Source organism: Bilifractor porci (assembly GCF_009696005.1).
Taxonomy (GTDB): Bacteria; Bacillota; Clostridia; order Lachnospirales; family Lachnospiraceae; genus Bilifractor; species Bilifractor porci.
Genome location: NZ_VUMV01000009.1, coordinates 93,340 through 110,437, shown reverse-complemented (window position 1 = coordinate 110,437; position 17,098 = coordinate 93,340). Strand labels below are relative to the sequence as shown.

Sequence of the window (17,098 nt, the reverse complement as noted above, 5' to 3'; positions counted from 1 at the left end):
TTGTGAAATATTTTATATCAGGTCAGTGTACCAATACAACATTTGCAGGGAGTAAAAAAGCTCAGAAAATGGCTTAAACACAACCATTCCTGGGCTCTTTTTATCTCGAAACTGTTGAAAACGGGATCATAGCATCTTTCCGACAGAAAGGCCAGCCTGCTTTCTGGTTTTCCGACATCTCATATGGTTTGCCCTATCATTTACAGATTTTCGCCTCCGCCGGGTCCCTCCGGATCATGCGCGGCATAGATCCCGATACATGCCGGGGCGCTGCTTAACTTTTTTACCCAACGAAGGGTTTTTTTCATGTCTTCAACATTATAGACCGGTCCGAGTAGTTTCTGCTCCTCCCACGAATGACAATTATAGGAGTGCATAATTCCATTTGTGCGAGCTTCTGTCCGGTACAGCACTCGATACAAGGGTGCTTCTGGTCTAAAAACTTTGCGAAGCCTTCAGCTTTTCAGCCAGTTTTTCTTTTTTTTCTTCCATTGTCATACCATCCTCACTCGTCAAACTTATGCCCGCTTGCCAGCTCAAAATCGTGCTTTACAATTCCCAGATCCAGTTTCGTATAAACACCCAGACCCTTCACTTTTGCAGAAAGTTTTTCTCCATCCCAGCTGATCACAAATTTCTGCTGATTCATGGCTGTGGGCGACAGACAGGCTGCTTCCATACCGGTTTTAAACCAGTCAGGCATTTCCCCTGTAACGGAACAGAGTGTTTCCACCGGCCTGCTCTTGTGCTGTACTCCCGGTGTCTTTCCATAGCCGAATGCAACCACAATAACCTGCTTTTCTTCCCTCTGCACAACCGCTTTTGTTTTTCCGTGTGTTAGTGCCACCCAGCAGCTGCCTAGTCCAAGGCTCTGCAGGAAAAGGACAAGATCTTCCCCATAATACCCGGCTCTTTCTTCCAGATCCGCGTCTCTTTTGCCCACAATAACAAAATAATTCCTGGCGCCGACAAAATTCCCGTAATGCGGCTTTGCGGCCTTAAAGCATTCCGGTTCATTGAAAAAAAGCTGGATATTGAGACCGCTTTTGTCATTCAGCATTGCTGCTTTTTCTATGATCTGCCGTTTTATCTCTTCCGGAACAGGTTTATCCTCATACTGTCTCACACTGTGACGAGCTTTCATGATATCAATATTTTCCATGATTCCTTACTTCCTTCCTGTTAATCTGTTTAAGGAAACGAACTGATTGTATCATAGAAAGTCGCCGGAAAACCGTCTGTAAAGAAAGTCGAGACAGAAACAGCCGGAGGAACCTCCGGCATAGCATCCTGTCTGTATTCACGCATTTTGTATTCTCATTTCCTGATTCCTGCAGCTGCGCTGCTTTCTGATGAAGGTATTCTTCTTATCTGATCTGTGCTTCTCCGATTTTAATGGCCTTGTAGGAATACTCCAGGAGCCCGAAATTCAAAAGTGCGAACAGCAGCAGATAATAAGGCATGATTCCTATTCCCAGCCATTGCTGCAGATTTCCGAACAGCATCGGCATAAACGTGCTTCCGGCATACGCGGATGCCATCTGCAGACCGATAACTGCCGCGCTGTTTCTTTTCCCGAAATTCTCCGGCGCCATATGCTGGATAGCAGGATAAACCGGCCCCATTCCTGTACCGATGACCACAAACCCTATGGCTGACACAAGGTAATGCGGTATAGGAAGCATGACCATTACAATTCCGGCAAGTTCAACCGCAATGCCGATTCTGATAAGCACTCTGTCTCCAAGTTTATCGGAGACAAATCCGGAGATCAGTCTACCCAGCATCAGTCCGCCAAAAATAAGCGAACCGAAAGAAGCGATCTGTTCCGCACGCAGCCCCTGCTTCTCTATCGCAAAATAACTGGGCGTCCAGAGGAAACAGGTTGCTTCTCCTGCACAATAGGCAAAGAACGCAATCAATGTAGGTATTACACCTGGAACCTTTGTAACTTCTCTGATCCCTGTACTTTCCGATAAGATTTCCGTGTTTTGCTGTTCATTCTTTTTCCACAGCGGCAGAGAAAGAATGCAGACCAGAAGGATCCCGGTCTGGATGCAGGCCGTCCACCTGTAGCCCTCATTCCATCGTGCCACCTTGAGCGCCAGTCCCATGATGATCGGGCTGATGACTGCTCCGACTCCATAAAAACAATGAAGAAAATTCATAACAGATCCGGAGAAATGATTCGCCACATAATTATTTATGGATGCGTCAATCGCTCCGGCGCCGAGGCCATAAGGAACTGCAAAAACAAAAAACATCCAGTATGCTCCGGAAACAGAAAACCCGACCAGGCCGAGTATCGTCAACAAAATGGATAGGATAACAATCCATTTTGTTTGAAGTTTCTTCATGATCCTCGGACTCAGCAGTGCGGAAATAATGGTCATAAATGAGATTGTCATGGAAATATATCCGGCATAGGATGAAGGAACCCCAAGTTCCGCCTGCATTGCCGGCCATCCTGATCCCAGAAGCGAGTCCGGCAGCCCGAGGCTGACAAAAATAAGATAAATAACCGCGATTAAAAATCCCATCGTAAGTCTCCTGTTCTGAATTTGATTATTTATCCTTAAACTGCATGATAAAAAAGGATGATGTCCTCATATGTCCCATCAGGCATATGGAATCCGCCGGGTACCGTTCCTATTCTCGTAAAGCCAAGCCGTTCATATAAATGAACAGCATGAATGTTACTGGCTACTACAGCGTTAAACTGTAAGATTCTAAATCCCTTTTCACGCGCCATGAAAAGGCAATCATTTACCAGCCGCTCTCCTATATGCTCTCCGCGAACATCTTTTCTCACTGCATAGGAAGCGTTGCAGATATGCCCGCAGCGTCCCACATTGTTCGGATGAAGAATATACATCCCGACAATATCTCCGCTGACTGTGTCTTCGGCAACACCCGTATAGGTCTGCTGGCGGAAAAAGGCGTCTGCATTGTATTCAGTCAGAGGATCTTCCTGCGGAAAAGCCACGCCACCCTCCACAACCTGATTCCATATCTTCATTACCGCATCTGCATCCGTTTTTCTATATTCTCTAATTTTTATATTCATCTCTATGCCTTCTATTCTAAGTAAAATCACTGCGTGATGAACAGCATTTTTCCGGATAACTACGAGATACTATTGCCCTGTCGCAATTCCATCTTAATAATCATCATAATCATCCCTTTATTGTATATAACAATATTCCTATACTTTCAAGATATGGATACATCTCTCATATTCGATTGCTGCTCCTGAAATTCTGCAGTCATGCGACTCTTACCTCAAGTTCTTTGGTCCTTTCCGGACGATGTAATCGAAAATGACATTTGCTCTTCCGGGGCTAACTATTTTTTCACACTTTATTCATCAAACGCGCTTATAATGTGGATAGATTTTGATATAGGAGGTATGAAAACCATGGAACTTCAAGAAGCCATGAATATTCGCAAATCTGTCCGCTCTTATACAGGAGAGCAGATCTCTAGGGAACAGCTGGATTCTATCCTGACCGCTGCATACGAAGCACCGATCGGAATGGGAAAGTATGACAGCATCCATTTCACCATTATTACCAACCCGGAACTTCTGAAAGAGATTGATGCCAATGCCGCGAAGTTTTTCGGCAATCCATCGATGCATCCACTGTATGGCGCTCCTATGTTGATCGTCATCTCATCGAACAGCGAAGGAAATGTTGCCAGTGCCAACGTCGGATTCATTCTCCAGAACATGTCTCTTGCCGCTGTCGAGGAAGGTATCGGCCACTGCGATATCTACGGTGCGATCGCTGCACTCAGTCAGGATAAGGCCCTTCTCGGAAAGCTTAATATTCCGGATGGTTTTACCCCGCTTGGCGCTCTTGCTGTCGGAAAAACAACCGAGGTGTATACAAAGCGTGAAATTCCGGCTGGACATAAATATGTTATAAACGAAATACAGTGACAGCTTCAGGGAGGCCTATGCGCCTCCCTTTTTCTGTGGTTACAGGATATAAATATGATTTCTGATGCAAATTAGGAATGGCGTATGGAAAGGGAAACTCCGGTCATGTCCGGGATTACCGCCGGTATGCGCTGACCGGTGCGGGAATACTGGGTATTCTGTTTCTGATCATCGGATACAGTATGACCGGGACACTGGTTTCTGTATTTGCCTCGGATAACAGGAATGTGCTGAAGCTTGCGGCCGAGGGCCTCCGGCTTGATTGATGAAAAATCGGTTGCATTTTGTCAAAAGTACAAAACTTTTTGAAACCAAGTGCTTTTAATTCCTGTTATGATACTGAGGATATCCCAGAAATACTTGCTATCCCTGATACCTTATTCTTTCTACCAGCGTTTTCTTTTTCAGATTACTGCTTAAAACACAGGAAAGCACAATTTGTAGAATACCAACCAGAAGAATCATAACAAGAATCGGGATAAGAGGAACGTGATAAACGTTCATTCCAAAAATCCCATTATGCTTCGCATAGGAAAACAGTGCATAGCCAAGGGGCAGACCGGCAGCAAGTGCGACGCAGATGGTGCCAACCGTAAAAATCAAGCCCTGTATTTGTAAGCTCAGATTCAATTGCTTATTGGTCATGCCTACCGCTTGCAGCACACCGTATTCCTGCTTCTTTGTGGTGATATTGATGATCATGGTGTTTGCCAGATTCATAAACCCGATGAGACCGACAATTGCCATGAACATATAGCAGCCAAGCTTCATCATACGGCTTGCGTATTCTGCAGATTGTAACTGTGCATGATAGGTATCCATTTTTATATGCGAAGTATTAGAAATCAAAGTATTCAGACTCTGTTCCACAGATGCAACATCTTTTTTATCACAGTCCACCCACAGATAGCCATAGGCTGTTCCCCTCGGATTCATGGAACGGTATACACCTTCCGGAATGACCAGATAAGTGTCCGCGCTTACAAAGGAGCCTGCGATTTTTCCATGATAGGTATAGGTTCCGCTTCCGTTATCAAAGTTGAATGTAATCGGTGCACCCGCAGAATACCCGTCAGCTTCCATCCACGTGTACCAGCCAAAGAAAACATCCCCGTTTTTGACAGCCTGTGCATAGTCCATGGAACCGATATCGCCATCCCCGCGCATCATTTCAAAATCCTCTTGATTTACGATTGCAACCGGAAATTTTGTTCCGTTCAGATCTGCAGAGACGATTTCTCTCGTCAGTACATCCGTTACACCGGGGATGGATTTGATTTCTTTAATCAAAGAATCATTCAGTGGGTTGTTCTGTAGGATTGTGTCCAGATTATTCTCCGAATAGGCTTCATCATAATTCTGGGAATAATCCAGCTGCAACTCAAATTGTCCATGGTTGATTGCAATCCGAGCCTCGTGCTCCGTGTCAATATTCCCAACATAATTAGAGATAATTACAAACAATACACAGGAAAGCCCCATGGTAAGAATCGTAGCAATGGTTCTTTTCGGATTGCCTGTCACATTTGCCATTGCCATGGAGAAAACGGTGACATCTTTTCTGCCTTTTCGTCTGCCCTGTTTTTGCGTTTTGGAGCCGCCAAGATACCGTGTCGCTTCGATTGGTGAAATCCGGGAAACAATTTTCATGGGTTTGCGCAGAGCCAAAACGACCGTAAGAAACGATACAAAAATGCAGATGAGCATAATTGTCAGTGAAAACAGAGGCACCTGATGGTTCTTCATTCCGGATGATACCAGATTTCCCTGCTCCACCAGCCAGTTGAAGCTGACTTTTGCAATCAGGAAACCAAACATCAGCCCCAGCGGTATCGAAGGAACCGCCAGAAGAATGCCCTCACGAAAGATCAACTGCTTCATCTGCTTTCTGGTTGCACCCAGCGCCTTGATTTTTCCGTACTCCTGAACCTTCTGGGCGATCCCGACCTGGAAGATATTATAAATGACCACAACGGAAAACAGCACGATTCCGAGGATCAGGGTTCCACAAACTACAATCATTTCATAGCTCGGCTGCAATACCCACTGCAGGTAGAGGTCATTGATGATCACGTTTTTCTGGTCAATGCCGCAGGAATCCGCGATTTCTTTTATAACAGGCGCAACATTATTCATAGATACATTTGCAGAATCGCTCAAGGTAAAATAGATATTATATTGCCTGTCACCCTCCGCAACACGCTCATTATAAAAATCCTGCGAACCGAATACAACATAGGAAGCCTCGATGGTATATTCATCCCGGTCATATAAAATCCCGCTGACAGTAAATTCCACCGGTGCGTATTCCGACTGCATACCGGAACGGTACTCCAATGTTACGGTGTCTCCGACCTTTACATCATGGTATCCCACTGCATCAAAGAAAGCGCGTCCTGCGGCAATTTCCTGCGCCTTTTCCGGATAGGTACCTTCCTTCAACACATATTCCTGATTATAGGGAAGCATTTTCCTGACCGTTTCATCCGCACTGACAAAGCCACCATTTTCATTTCCTTTCAGGATGCCCTCCGTACACATGATGCCGATATCAGATATCTCAGCTCTGCGTTCCACTTCTTTTAATTGCGTACCATCTGCGGCGATAAACAGGCCGTAGTTGCTTCCGCATGAGCTTGCAGACTGATCCTTCTGTAAAAGGATCAGTCCATTTCCAATTGTACTGATAATGACCAGAAGCATGGTAGTCAGGCAAATCGCCGTCATAATGAGGACACTTCTTGTCCGATTTCTTTTGTCGTTGCTGAATGCAATTTTGCTGATCGTCCTCAATTAAAATCCACCACCTGTCCATCCTCGATGCCTAAAATACGGTCAGCAACCTGCGCGATCTCATCATCATGGGTAATCATTACAATCGTCTGTCCATATTTTTTTGCGCTCATTTTCAGCAGCGCGATCACCTCGTCACTTGTCTTGGAATCAAGATTTCCGGTTGGCTCATCCGCAAACAAAATCTCCGGTCTGTTTACCAAGGCTCTTGCAATCGCAACGCGCTGCTGCTGTCCTCCGGAGAGAGTATTCGGAAGATTATGAATCCGGTGTTCAAGACCCAGTGTGGTGATAATATCATTGACATAAGCTTTATCCACTTTTTTTCCGTCAAGCCCCAACGGAAGAACGATATTTTCCCACACATTGATGGAGGATACCAGATTGAATGCCTGAAATACAAATCCGATCTTTCTTCTCCGGAAAACGGCAAGCTGATCCTCCTTCATGGAATACAGGTCCTTGTCAGACAAGATCACGCTGCCGCTAGTTGGTGTATCCAGCCCGCCCAGCATATGCAGCAGGGTACTTTTTCCGGAGCCGGATTTTCCGACAATGGCGACAAATTCTCCCTGTTGAATCTGGATATTCACATGATTGACGGCTTTGACCTGATTTTCCCCCGTCCCATAAAATTTGCAAAGCTGATTCGTTTCTAATATCACGCCCACTCCAATGGCCTCCTTTTCTTATTTACCAGCATTGTATCAAAGGAACCTTTCATTTCACTTTCAAAAAGAGAGCAGAAGTCTTACAGATTTGAAAGACTTCTGCTCATCATCTCTACGAAAGTCCATTCTCCGGCAGCTGAATCAAAAAGGTACTTCCTTTTCTGACTTTGCCGGAGGCTACCGTGATTGTCCCACCATGCTGCTCAATAATCTGTCTGGACAGATACAGGCCGATGCCAGTTCCGCTCTTTTCGCGAACTTCCGGCGCAGTCCCTCTGTAAAACCGCTGGAATATTTTATGGTATTCACTCTGCGGGATTCCAATTCCCTGATCCTCGATCTCAATTCTCACAAAGCCGGTTCTTTTTTGTAGACGGATCGTGATTTTTGAATGTTCTGGACTGTATTTGATGGCATTGTCCAAAACGTTAATGATTGCTTCTCCAAGCCAACGTTTATCCTGCATGAGTGCACAATGCTCCAGTGATTCGTTGCAGTCGAAAATAAGTTCTATCCCTTTCTCCGCTGCCTTTGGATACGTTCGGTTTACTGCGGAGATGATCGTATCCATAATGGGAAGTGTTTTCTGATCAAGCTGAATCAAACCTGTCTCCAGTTTGGATATTTCCAGCAGAGACTGCAACAATGTTTCCAATCCGTCCAATGCACTCCGGCAGCGGATGCGAAATTCCTGTTGCTCCGTCTCACTCAGATTGTTCCGCAGCAATATGCTAAAGCAGGTATCCAAGGCTGCAATCGGGGTTTTCAGCTGATGGGAAATGTCGGATACCATTTCCTTTGTGCTTTCCTTCTCCGCTCTGGCTTCCTCTTGCAGCAGCTGGATATGATGTCCGATTGCTTCAAGCTGAAATTTCAGTCTTTCCTGCCCGACATGATCTTCTGTGTCCGGCACTACCTCAAAGTGATTTTCCCGAAATGCAATCAAGATTTGCTCTAGCTGCTCCAATCGTTTCCGACTTTCTTTCGACTCAACTTTCTTCCGGTAAAACAGGAACGTTAGCAAAGACAGACATAGCACTGCACTTGTACAGCCGGTTATCATGATATTCTGCCGGAAGCGCACATAAAACGAAGTCCCTTTGTTTTCCCAGTACCCGTATTGCTCTAATAATTGCTTACCTTGTTCATTGGCTTGATGGTCGTTTCCTTTCAGCCATCCTGCGGCAACATCCATGCCGGTGGTCTCTGCGCCCGCCGCAACTTCTGTCAGGATATCCATTTTACATTGATAATCCTGATAATATAAATAGGTGGTAAAGCAGTTCAATACCGCAAAAAAGAGTAGAACCGGCAGCACCAGTGACAAGGCATCAACCCACTTTTTACGATGTCGTTTCGTCACTGACTTACCTCCTGATTCCATATATACCCAAGACCTCTGATATTCTTTATATAAACCGGTGCAGCCGGATTGTCTTCGATTTTCTCACGGAGTCTTCTGATATTGACAGCGATTGTATTTTCATCCACAAAATCCCCTTCCAGATCAAACACATTTTCCAATATTTGTGTTTTTGAAAGAATCTGTTTCGGATTCTGAAGAAAAAAAGTCAGCATTTTCAACTCCGTTTTTGTCAGACTGATTTCACGACTCTTTATCAGGACTTTCATTTCTCCTGCGATAAATACGATATCTCCCGAAATCATCTTTCCGGCTTCTGTTTTCTCATGTCTGCGGCGGAAATGTGCTTCTATTTTCAAAAGAAGTACCGAAAGACTAAACGGCTTTGTAATATAATCATCTGCCCCTGCTTCATATCCCATGACCTGATCCATCTCCTGATCTAGTGCTGTAAGACAAATAATGTATGTATTATAATTGCATCTCATCCACCTTACAAATTCCAGTCCATTCCCATCCGGAAGATTCACATCACAAATGGTAACATCCACATTATTATCACTTGCAATTCTTTTCGCTTTTTTCATTGATTCTGCTGAAAAAGCCTCATATCCGGATTTTTTCAGTGAGAATGTAATTCCACGATTTAAATTTTCATCATCTTCAACCACGAGTATACCTGGCATAGCATATGCACCTCTCTTTATTAACTATATATATCAGCTGGGAGATGACTCCCACCTCTATAGGTGGTGAGAAACAAGCTTGTATCAGTGGGGGAGTCAATCCCCCAGCTGATATAGCCTCCGGCAGGATTGCAGAGGCATTCTTGAATTAATATCAGAGTACTGCTTCTTCAATTCTCTCATCGTTTGTATCTCTAAAAGATAAAACAATGGAACTATCGTCAGCACTGTTATCCTCTGACCCGAGACAGTGGAAAACATAATCATGCTGCCCGACTGTCTGTAGGAACATATCGAAAATATGCCTCTGTTTGCGGAAACATATCTAAATTCGTTCACCTTCTGTGGAACGCTATCTATCAAAAGCCAAGGCATAAAACTGGAAGTTATCTATGTCTTCCAAGATCATCAAAATTTCTTTTTAATGTTGCTTCAGTAAACGGGATAGCGCAGATCATGACAATCATCTGTGCAATGACGATAATCAATCCAGCAATGCCTGTCATGTCCACACTCTTTCCATAAACGAATAGCATCGCCGCAATTGATATCGGTAGTAAAGCCAATCCACTATAAAACCATATTTTACCGCTGTATTGATGAGCAAATCTCCAGGTTTCCTGACTTTTCATAGATCTCGTTGTTCGATATCCAAACGCATCATTAATCTGTTTTGGTCCGCCTTTCATGAAAAATTTTCCAAATCCAATCATCATAGCTGGTGTCAAAAGACACATGATCAACATAAAAACCCAGAATCCCGTCATAGCTATTCTCCTAACAAGTTCAGATTTACAACCGGTTCAGTATGCCCTGTATTGTTTGCTCATCCTGAATCTGCGAGATTCCGAAACACTTTTTCCCAGCATCTTTTAGTGATGCACCGACATGGTAACCGACTGTGTCATCCAGAATCAGGAAGCGATCATGAAAAGCAATCATGTGCTTTACCATAAGATTTGGATATTGCGAATTAAACGTGTTAATGTCTCTATTACTAAGCCGCGTATTATTGAAGGTATAAATTGTCACATCAACACCGGGATTCTTCTTTGCCAGAATATTAAGCGTCCCAATATCCACATATCCATCTATCAGAACAATTTTCTTGGTCGCCTTCTGCACTAATGAGATCAGCAGCTCAAATGCATCATAAATCTGACCATCAAAGAATATTTTCTGCTCTGGCTCCGCACGATCCTCAATATACGCAAAAAACTTTATCGAACTTCTCATCTGTCTGTTTCTGATATTCCAACTGCTTTAATTCTACAGAGCTAATACGCTCAAACAAGGCCGCATTATTCGCAATGAAACGGCGCATCTCGACAAATGCTTTGATGATCTGAATACTGACCTGAATGGCGGTATCGCTCCTTAGAACCGCAGATAGCATAGCTACTCCCTGCTCCGTAAAGACATATGGCATATATCGCCTTCCGCCTCGCCCCTTCTTTGAGGTCACAATTTGTGACCTCAAAGAATCATATTCTTCCTGCGTTAACTGGAACCGGAATTCCGCAGGAAATCTTTCTATATTTCTCTTAACCGCTTGGTTAAAAACTTTCGTATCCACTTTATATAGAGCAGCCAAATCACTATCCAGCAGGACCTGTTGCCCACGGACAATGTAGATGAGATCCCTTATCGGCCTTGTATCAGTCTGTACTTCTGCCGATTCAACTGTTGTGATTTCATTATCCATAACGTTCCTCATGTATCTTGAGATGCCAATTGGGCATCTCAAGTTCTGTCTTTAATTGTGTAAGCATGCTTGTACAAATTCTGATTTTTTCTGCAGGTCAACTCTTGCGGAAAGTTTATTAACTAGATACCTCTGTTTTTTATCCACAGCCTCATTTCCGCATAATGTTTATGTAATATGATAACATTAGGCGTTTCTTTCTTCCATAATAAAAAAACGCCCCAGCATCCCGAGGCGGAATAAACTATTCTCATCGATAAATTGTAATGTCTTCGAGGACGATACAGTATCACTGCCGTACCGCCCTCTTTTTATGTCTTCGTGATGATGATCTTACCAAAACCTTAAATAGCCTTTCTACAGTCTCGACCCCTGAAAATAGCAAAGCCAAAGTCTCGCCCGCCAAAAATTCATCAAAATAGCCTTTCCACAGTCACGACAGAGCGATATTCACATTTTCCCTGACAGAAAAAGCGGCACCAGCCTCTCTTTTCAGAAAGACTGATGCCGCAGAAATGGCTTAAACAAGGGCTTTATAGCCACTTTTTCAATTTGTTCTCGTTAGCAGAGCTACTGTCTCGACGTGCCCCGAGACAGCAGAAAATATAATCACGCTGCCCGGCTGTCTGTAGGAACATATCCAGAATTTGCCTCTGTTTTCGGAAACATATCTAAATCCGTTCATATTCTGTGGAAACTTATCTATCAAACGCCAAGGCATAAAACTGGAATTTTGCTCATGGGGGAAACGCTCCAATCTTCTGTTTGATATCGGAAAGCAGATGATCCGTCCGCACCCCCTGGCGGATGCGTCTTTATCCCTGTTCACATGCAGAGCGATGAATCTTGTCGCTGCCATTTTATCCACCTGCCGATAAGTAAAAAAATCCGGAGACCATCCCACCTGAAAAAGCAAGACAGTCCCCGGACAACAATGATTTTATGTCGATACGTTACGAGCGGATAAATCCTCCGATTCCTTCCCTTGCCATCTCCAGCAAAACAATGGCAACCGCCGCAAAGATGACAAGGAAACAGGCTACCGCCATTCCGGTCAGGATCAAGGCACTGGCAGCCAGATGCCCTCACATGTGACGTCTGACTGTTATGTATTCCGCATCGATGGATGCAGTGTCGATATTTGCCGGAATTTCGGCTATTAAAAACCGAAAACGTGATTAGCAACGATCTCCGGTCCGCAACACTTATTTTGAATTTGAATAATTGCGATCCAGCAATTCCATGCCAAAGCTCTCCACCTTCCCATTCACTGCATTTTCAAGCCACTGTGCCATACTCGGATTCCTGCTTTTGCTGTCAAAAAATATTTTTGTTCCCGCAGCGGTATGCACTGTTAAATGCCCATCTTCCTGAGATTTCGCATCCCAGATGTAGATGCCGCATCCCGGAATTTGTTCCTGCATGTCAGATACCATCTGCTTCAGGATTTGCTGGAACCTGTCGCCTTCCGCTTTCCCAATTTTTAATGGCATCTCCTGCTGTGAGCCTTCGTCAAAAAATCGTTGGGCCAAAGACAGATTGCAGTCGCGCACGGAGCAGTCAAACAGTATTTTTACGTTGTCTCTATTGTTACCCAATGCAGTGAGAGAATCCAGCGTGATATTGTCTGATGTAACGGCGTCACTGAATGCTTTGGGAGTATGCCACTCGTTTACCATGATGTCATGCCAATGTTCATTGATCAGCAGAGAACTATCGACGAGAACCGCAACGTCTTTCGGATTATTGAACCGTTCAATGGCATCGTCTGCCAGTATAGCCGCTCCGAAGCCGCCGGCACTTGACCCTGCAATCACCAGCTGATCCGGTGAAGAATCAATATAGTTAAAAATCTTCTCAATCAGGTGGCGATAATTCGTATATCCGTGATAGTAAATCGTCCGGGTACTGCCATCCAATGCGCTATATTCTTTTTCGCCTGTCCCAGCATGAAAGTCTCCGTTACAATATGGTACTCCGATAAATGTCCAGTCCTTGAACATATTGTCATCAGCGGAATTTCCAATTCCCCATTTCCTTATAGCGTACGTCATGACGTTTAAGCCTGTACCCATGCGGGGATTGTAGAATCCCCCTTTAACGTCCATAGACCTCGCTGCCGTATAATCGTTTACACTGAAGCCGCCGCCATAAAAATACAGAATGACTTTGTTCTCACTTCCTTTGCGGAAATATCCCTGCCATTTGCTTCCATCAGAGCTGACGGTATCGTCAACGTTGACCGTGTACCATTTTCCGACTTCGGGTTCTCCGGACAGCTGTGGTAAATCCCTTCCCATCGTTATACTGATCACAGCATTCGTGATGTTACTGCCGAACAACACAAATGTAATGATTACGGCAGCCAGTATTGACACAATACAGATGTTTCTTTTCTTTTTTCTGGTCATAATCTTATCCTTCTCTCAGAGCCCTGTTCTCAGTCGGAAGAGATACCATGCCGCTTGAATGATTGATCCATTTGCCTATATCAAGCTCTGCTTCTCTGGCAAGCTGCTCCTGCTTCTCATTAATCACGTTCTTCGCACTTTCGGATGAATCATTCATCCCTTCCGGATTATTTGACTCAATGAAACTATGCTGCGCGTCCGTATACTCCTGAACATCCGGTTCCAAACCTGCATCTTCCATCCCGGAGATATAGTTCTTTGCCTTCCGGGAGATGGGATCCTGCCCAGCAAGAATAAATAATGTTTGTGGCCAGTCACTTCCGAAATTTTCATTTGATAAACCGGTCGTCCACGGATAGCAAAGAATCAAGCCCTTCAAATGGCAGTCTTCCTTTTCCAGATCTCTTGCCGCTTCCGCTGCATAATACGCTCCGGCACTATACCCAATCATGTAAATTTCTTCCGGATTCACATGATATTCTTCTGCATGGTCATAGAAATAATGGACTGCAGCTCTAATCTCCCTCACTCCGTAAGAAATTGGTTTTAGATCTGCTGTTGTATAGTTCACGCTGACAATGACTGCATTCCACTGCTGAGCGACACGATTGCTCTGCGTATCCAGCGCATCCGCATTCCCGGCTACAAAACCGCCGCCATGGATATTGAAGACAACCGGAATCCGTTCCTGTTCATCGTGATCCGGAACATATATGTTTACTGCCACAGGATTGTTATCCTTCCGGGGTATGCTGAGTCTTTGACCGATCAGATCCGCATCTTCCTTTTTCATCGCATTCCTCTGCTCTGCACAATTGTTTCTGTACGAATTCAGAAAATATACGAACCCGACATTGAATATCACAAGCAGCACCGAAAGCACCGAAAACAGGACCACAATCGCTTTCCATTTTTTTGATAATTCCCGAAATTTCATATCATCACCCTAACATGACGTGAATCAGCGATCCCAATGTCAGATATACATGCAGGATGCTGAAAACAGTCAGGAGCAGCGCCGCCGCAAATAGAAATACGATCACGTTCTTCCAATGTGAAGATAAATCCCGAAATCTCATTATTGCCGTCCTTTCATTTTCAACAACTCACCTTCAAGAAATTTCTTTCCTTAAGAAAAAGGTCTTTTCATCAGCTTCTGTTGCCTTTTTCTTTTCGAAAGGCTATCATAGAACTGATATCGAGACAAGTGTCTCAGACAAAATGAGACAGAAAGGATCAAAGTGACTCATGCAGAGCATAGATAATTACGTCGAACAAAAACTTGCGGAGACACTGATTGATTTGTTAAACACCAGATCTTTAGATGAAATCTCCGTTCGGGAACTCTGCAATAAAGCAGGTATCGGGCGCGCTTCCTTCTACCGTCATTATCAGAGCAAAGAAGAAATACTGGATCGGCATGCTCAATCCTTGATTCAGAAATGGGCGGCGGAATTTGAAGCATCTCCTGATTCCCGGCCATGGAACGTATTCGAAAGCCTGTTCCATCACCTCAAAGAGCATCAGACATTCTATGAAGTTCTTCATAAAACAGAAAGAGACAACATCCTGCGTGCCGCAATCCGCGCCAAAATCGGATTGACTAATGACCTTTCAAACGAGGATGTCTATCAGAAGGTCTTTTTCGCTGATGGTATCAGCGGCTGGGTTGAAGAATGGATCGACAGAGGCATGCCAGAAACGCCAGAAAAGATAAATCAGCAGCTTGGTCAGTATTTTACACAGGTTTTGCCAACTCTCAGCAAACTGTATACACATAGATAATCCGCTCTCCTTTGATCTGCTGCTTTTTTTTGGCCTACATGATGGATGTGATTCTTTTGTTTTCTTTCTCCGGTGAGGCAAAGGACTTCCATTATCTCATGCATCTGCACTATTCCTGCTCAGCCAGATCCAGAAACCAATACAAGCAGCCAGATGCGAGATGTAGCGGTTTCTCTTGAAAAGGCTGATTTGGTCTGTGTCCGACCCGATGGTTCAGCAATCAGTACAGATTTATTCAAATACGTCTGCCGGGTATGCCGGACTGAACTTCATATGGAGTTTAATTATCATTCCTTACGTCACACCCATGCCACCATGCTTCTGGAGGCGGGCCGATGGCTGCCAGCATGCAGGAGATCTGCAATATTATGGGACAGACCCCTGATTGGATGCCGGGCCTGCTGCTGCGGGCGGACGGCTATGAATGCATGTTTTATCAGAAAGACTGAAAGAAGGCGGCCAGATCAATGGTCGCCTTTTCGTATACAGATAACAATGGAAATTTAGAATTAGAGAAATGTGTGTTAAAGCAAAGCCCGATCTTTTTCCTCATCAAATTTTCTGATCACATGCTTAATTCTATTAAGTGGGAATGGAGCCTCCTCTGCCGGATGATATTCAACCGATTCAACTCGCACAACCGCCTCGTGGTTATCCTCTCCGGCAGGCACAATAACAAAGTCACCGATATCGAAATCTTCATCTGATTGATAGCAGTATTTCTTTCCACCGTCTTCAAAAACAACATTACAGAAAATCAGATCATTGATTTTTCGACGAACTTTTCCGTATGTACGTTTGTCAAAGAAATCTCCTATACCATAAAATGAAAGGAAATCATATAAATCATCTGCAAATTCTGGCCAATCCTTTGGTAATCCATTTTTGTCGAAGGTACCTGATATCTTTCTTACACCATCGAGCTTTGTAGTCACGAGGATCTGATATTGATCTGTATGATGCGGATCAACGTAAACATCGGGCGGATTGCCTATTGCTTCCGAAAGAGCATTCAAATCCATGTCATCAAGAAAACTTGAAACTCCCTCTTCAATGTGATAAATGCTCTTCACATCGCATCTCTCAAAAATCTGACGAAAGTGTTCTACTGTCTCCGTGACTCTGTCGATTTTTATTTCTTCGTGGTAATTCCATTTAATGTATGGAAGTTTCAGATCCTGAGGATTTGGATTCTTTATTTCAGTGTACCTGTCGTAATAAACTTCAATACGATCTACCCGATCAGGATTTCCATCAAATAAAAGCAGATCATTTCTATGAAGTTTGTCTCGTATAAGATCAGAAAGACTCGGAAAAGATTCCGGAACACCCGAAACAAGCGATCCGCTTATATTTGTCGTTTGACCCTTGGAATTAGTAAGCTCCATATTCCAAAAACCTACATCTGTTACGTAGATACTGTTTTCATTTTTGCTAAAGGCCTTGGCAACGGCATCTAGAATAATTTGTATGGTTTCTCCATCTGCAGGAATTTTTTCTTTTCCAAGCAACCGCGGCCTATCATCGATTCCACCATAACGATAACGTGTTAGCCAGATGCCCCCACCGGAAGTAATCGAAAGTCGCTGTTCTACTTCATCATCAGGATAAGGTTCCGGACCGTAACAAATATTATTAGAAATAATCCGTATTTTCTGAAGAGTCCCTTCAAATGTAAGAGAACCTTCTGATTTCACAGGAGGGTCCTGACTGTCTTTGTTTGTTGTCATAAGCATTACAC

General features: G+C 44.0%; 16 protein-coding genes. 3 read left to right on the top strand and 13 right to left on the bottom strand.

Annotated elements, in window-relative coordinates; all coding sequences use genetic code 11:
- Window positions 1–505 precede the first annotated feature (505 nt).
- The 3 genes from FYJ60_RS11415 to FYJ60_RS11405 all read right to left on the bottom strand — a co-directional run bounded on the left by FYJ60_RS11415 (window position 506) and on the right by FYJ60_RS11405 (window position 3,067).
- A complete protein-coding gene (locus FYJ60_RS11415) occupies window positions 506–1,162 on the bottom strand; it encodes a nitroreductase family protein (protein ID WP_154458803.1) in 657 nt (218 codons plus the stop codon).
- A gap of 205 nt (window positions 1,163–1,367) precedes the next feature.
- The gene (locus FYJ60_RS11410; RefSeq protein WP_154458802.1) at window positions 1,368–2,540 is read right to left on the bottom strand and encodes an MFS transporter; all 1,173 of its coding nucleotides are present in this window, start codon (window positions 2,538–2,540) and stop codon (window positions 1,368–1,370) included.
- Window positions 2,541–2,575: 35 nt separating this feature from the next.
- On the bottom strand, window positions 2,576–3,067 hold the full coding sequence (locus FYJ60_RS11405; RefSeq protein ID WP_154458801.1) for a GNAT family N-acetyltransferase: 492 nt from the start codon (window positions 3,065–3,067) through the stop codon (window positions 2,576–2,578).
- Between the two features lie 351 nt (window positions 3,068–3,418).
- On the opposite strand from FYJ60_RS11405, the gene FYJ60_RS11400 reads away from it, so the two are divergent.
- The gene (locus FYJ60_RS11400; protein ID WP_154458800.1) at window positions 3,419–3,943 is read left to right on the top strand and encodes a nitroreductase family protein; all 525 of its coding nucleotides are present in this window, start codon (window positions 3,419–3,421) and stop codon (window positions 3,941–3,943) included.
- 77 nt (window positions 3,944–4,020) lie between these two features.
- Complete coding sequence (locus tag FYJ60_RS11395; protein WP_154458799.1) at window positions 4,021–4,209, top strand: hypothetical protein; 189 nt, start codon at window positions 4,021–4,023, stop codon at window positions 4,207–4,209.
- Window positions 4,210–4,306: 97 nt separating this feature from the next.
- On the opposite strand, the gene FYJ60_RS11390 is transcribed toward FYJ60_RS11395, so the two are convergent.
- From FYJ60_RS11390 to FYJ60_RS11350, 9 genes are all read right to left on the bottom strand, one after another.
- A complete protein-coding gene (locus FYJ60_RS11390; protein ID WP_154458798.1) occupies window positions 4,307–6,736 on the bottom strand; it encodes an ABC transporter permease in 2,430 nt (809 codons plus the stop codon).
- The gene (locus tag FYJ60_RS11385) at window positions 6,733–7,407 is read right to left on the bottom strand and encodes an ABC transporter ATP-binding protein (RefSeq protein WP_330579204.1); all 675 of its coding nucleotides are present in this window, start codon (window positions 7,405–7,407) and stop codon (window positions 6,733–6,735) included. Before FYJ60_RS11385 ends, FYJ60_RS11390 begins: the two co-directional genes overlap by 4 nt.
- 112 nt (window positions 7,408–7,519) lie before the next feature.
- Window positions 7,520–8,770, bottom strand: a complete 1,251-nt coding sequence (locus FYJ60_RS11380) for a sensor histidine kinase (protein ID WP_330579203.1) — start codon at window positions 8,768–8,770, stop codon at window positions 7,520–7,522.
- Window positions 8,767–9,456, bottom strand: coding sequence for a response regulator transcription factor (locus FYJ60_RS11375; RefSeq protein ID WP_154458796.1), 690 nt, complete (start codon window positions 9,454–9,456; stop codon window positions 8,767–8,769). The genes FYJ60_RS11380 and FYJ60_RS11375 overlap by 4 nt, the downstream gene beginning before the upstream one ends.
- A gap of 386 nt (window positions 9,457–9,842) precedes the next feature.
- Window positions 9,843–10,223 carry an SdpI family protein gene (locus tag FYJ60_RS11365; RefSeq protein WP_154458794.1) on the bottom strand — a complete coding sequence of 127 codons (381 nt, stop codon included), beginning with the start codon at window positions 10,221–10,223 and terminating at the stop codon, window positions 9,843–9,845.
- Window positions 10,224–10,248: 25 nt separating this feature from the next.
- On the bottom strand, window positions 10,249–10,692 hold the full coding sequence (locus FYJ60_RS12810; protein ID WP_330579202.1) for a hypothetical protein: 444 nt from the start codon (window positions 10,690–10,692) through the stop codon (window positions 10,249–10,251).
- On the bottom strand, window positions 10,658–11,161 hold the full coding sequence (locus FYJ60_RS12805; protein ID WP_330579201.1) for an ORF6N domain-containing protein: 504 nt from the start codon (window positions 11,159–11,161) through the stop codon (window positions 10,658–10,660). The genes FYJ60_RS12810 and FYJ60_RS12805 overlap by 35 nt, the downstream gene beginning before the upstream one ends.
- A 1,205-nt stretch (window positions 11,162–12,366) precedes the next feature.
- Window positions 12,367–13,572 carry a pectin acetylesterase-family hydrolase gene (locus FYJ60_RS11355; RefSeq protein ID WP_154458793.1) on the bottom strand — a complete coding sequence of 402 codons (1,206 nt, stop codon included), beginning with the start codon at window positions 13,570–13,572 and terminating at the stop codon, window positions 12,367–12,369.
- A 4-nt stretch (window positions 13,573–13,576) separates the two neighbouring features.
- Complete coding sequence (locus tag FYJ60_RS11350; RefSeq protein WP_154458792.1) at window positions 13,577–14,509, bottom strand: alpha/beta hydrolase; 933 nt, start codon at window positions 14,507–14,509, stop codon at window positions 13,577–13,579.
- A gap of 311 nt (window positions 14,510–14,820) precedes the next feature.
- Between FYJ60_RS11350 and FYJ60_RS11345 the strand changes: the two genes are divergently transcribed.
- Window positions 14,821–15,357 (top strand): TetR/AcrR family transcriptional regulator, encoded by a 537-nt coding sequence (locus FYJ60_RS11345; protein WP_154458791.1) that lies wholly within the window; start codon window positions 14,821–14,823, stop codon window positions 15,355–15,357.
- 524 nt (window positions 15,358–15,881) lie between these two features.
- On the opposite strand, the gene FYJ60_RS11340 is transcribed toward FYJ60_RS11345, so the two are convergent.
- Window positions 15,882–17,087, bottom strand: coding sequence for a hypothetical protein (locus tag FYJ60_RS11340; RefSeq protein ID WP_154458790.1), 1,206 nt, complete (start codon window positions 17,085–17,087; stop codon window positions 15,882–15,884).
- Window positions 17,088–17,098 lie beyond the last annotated feature (11 nt).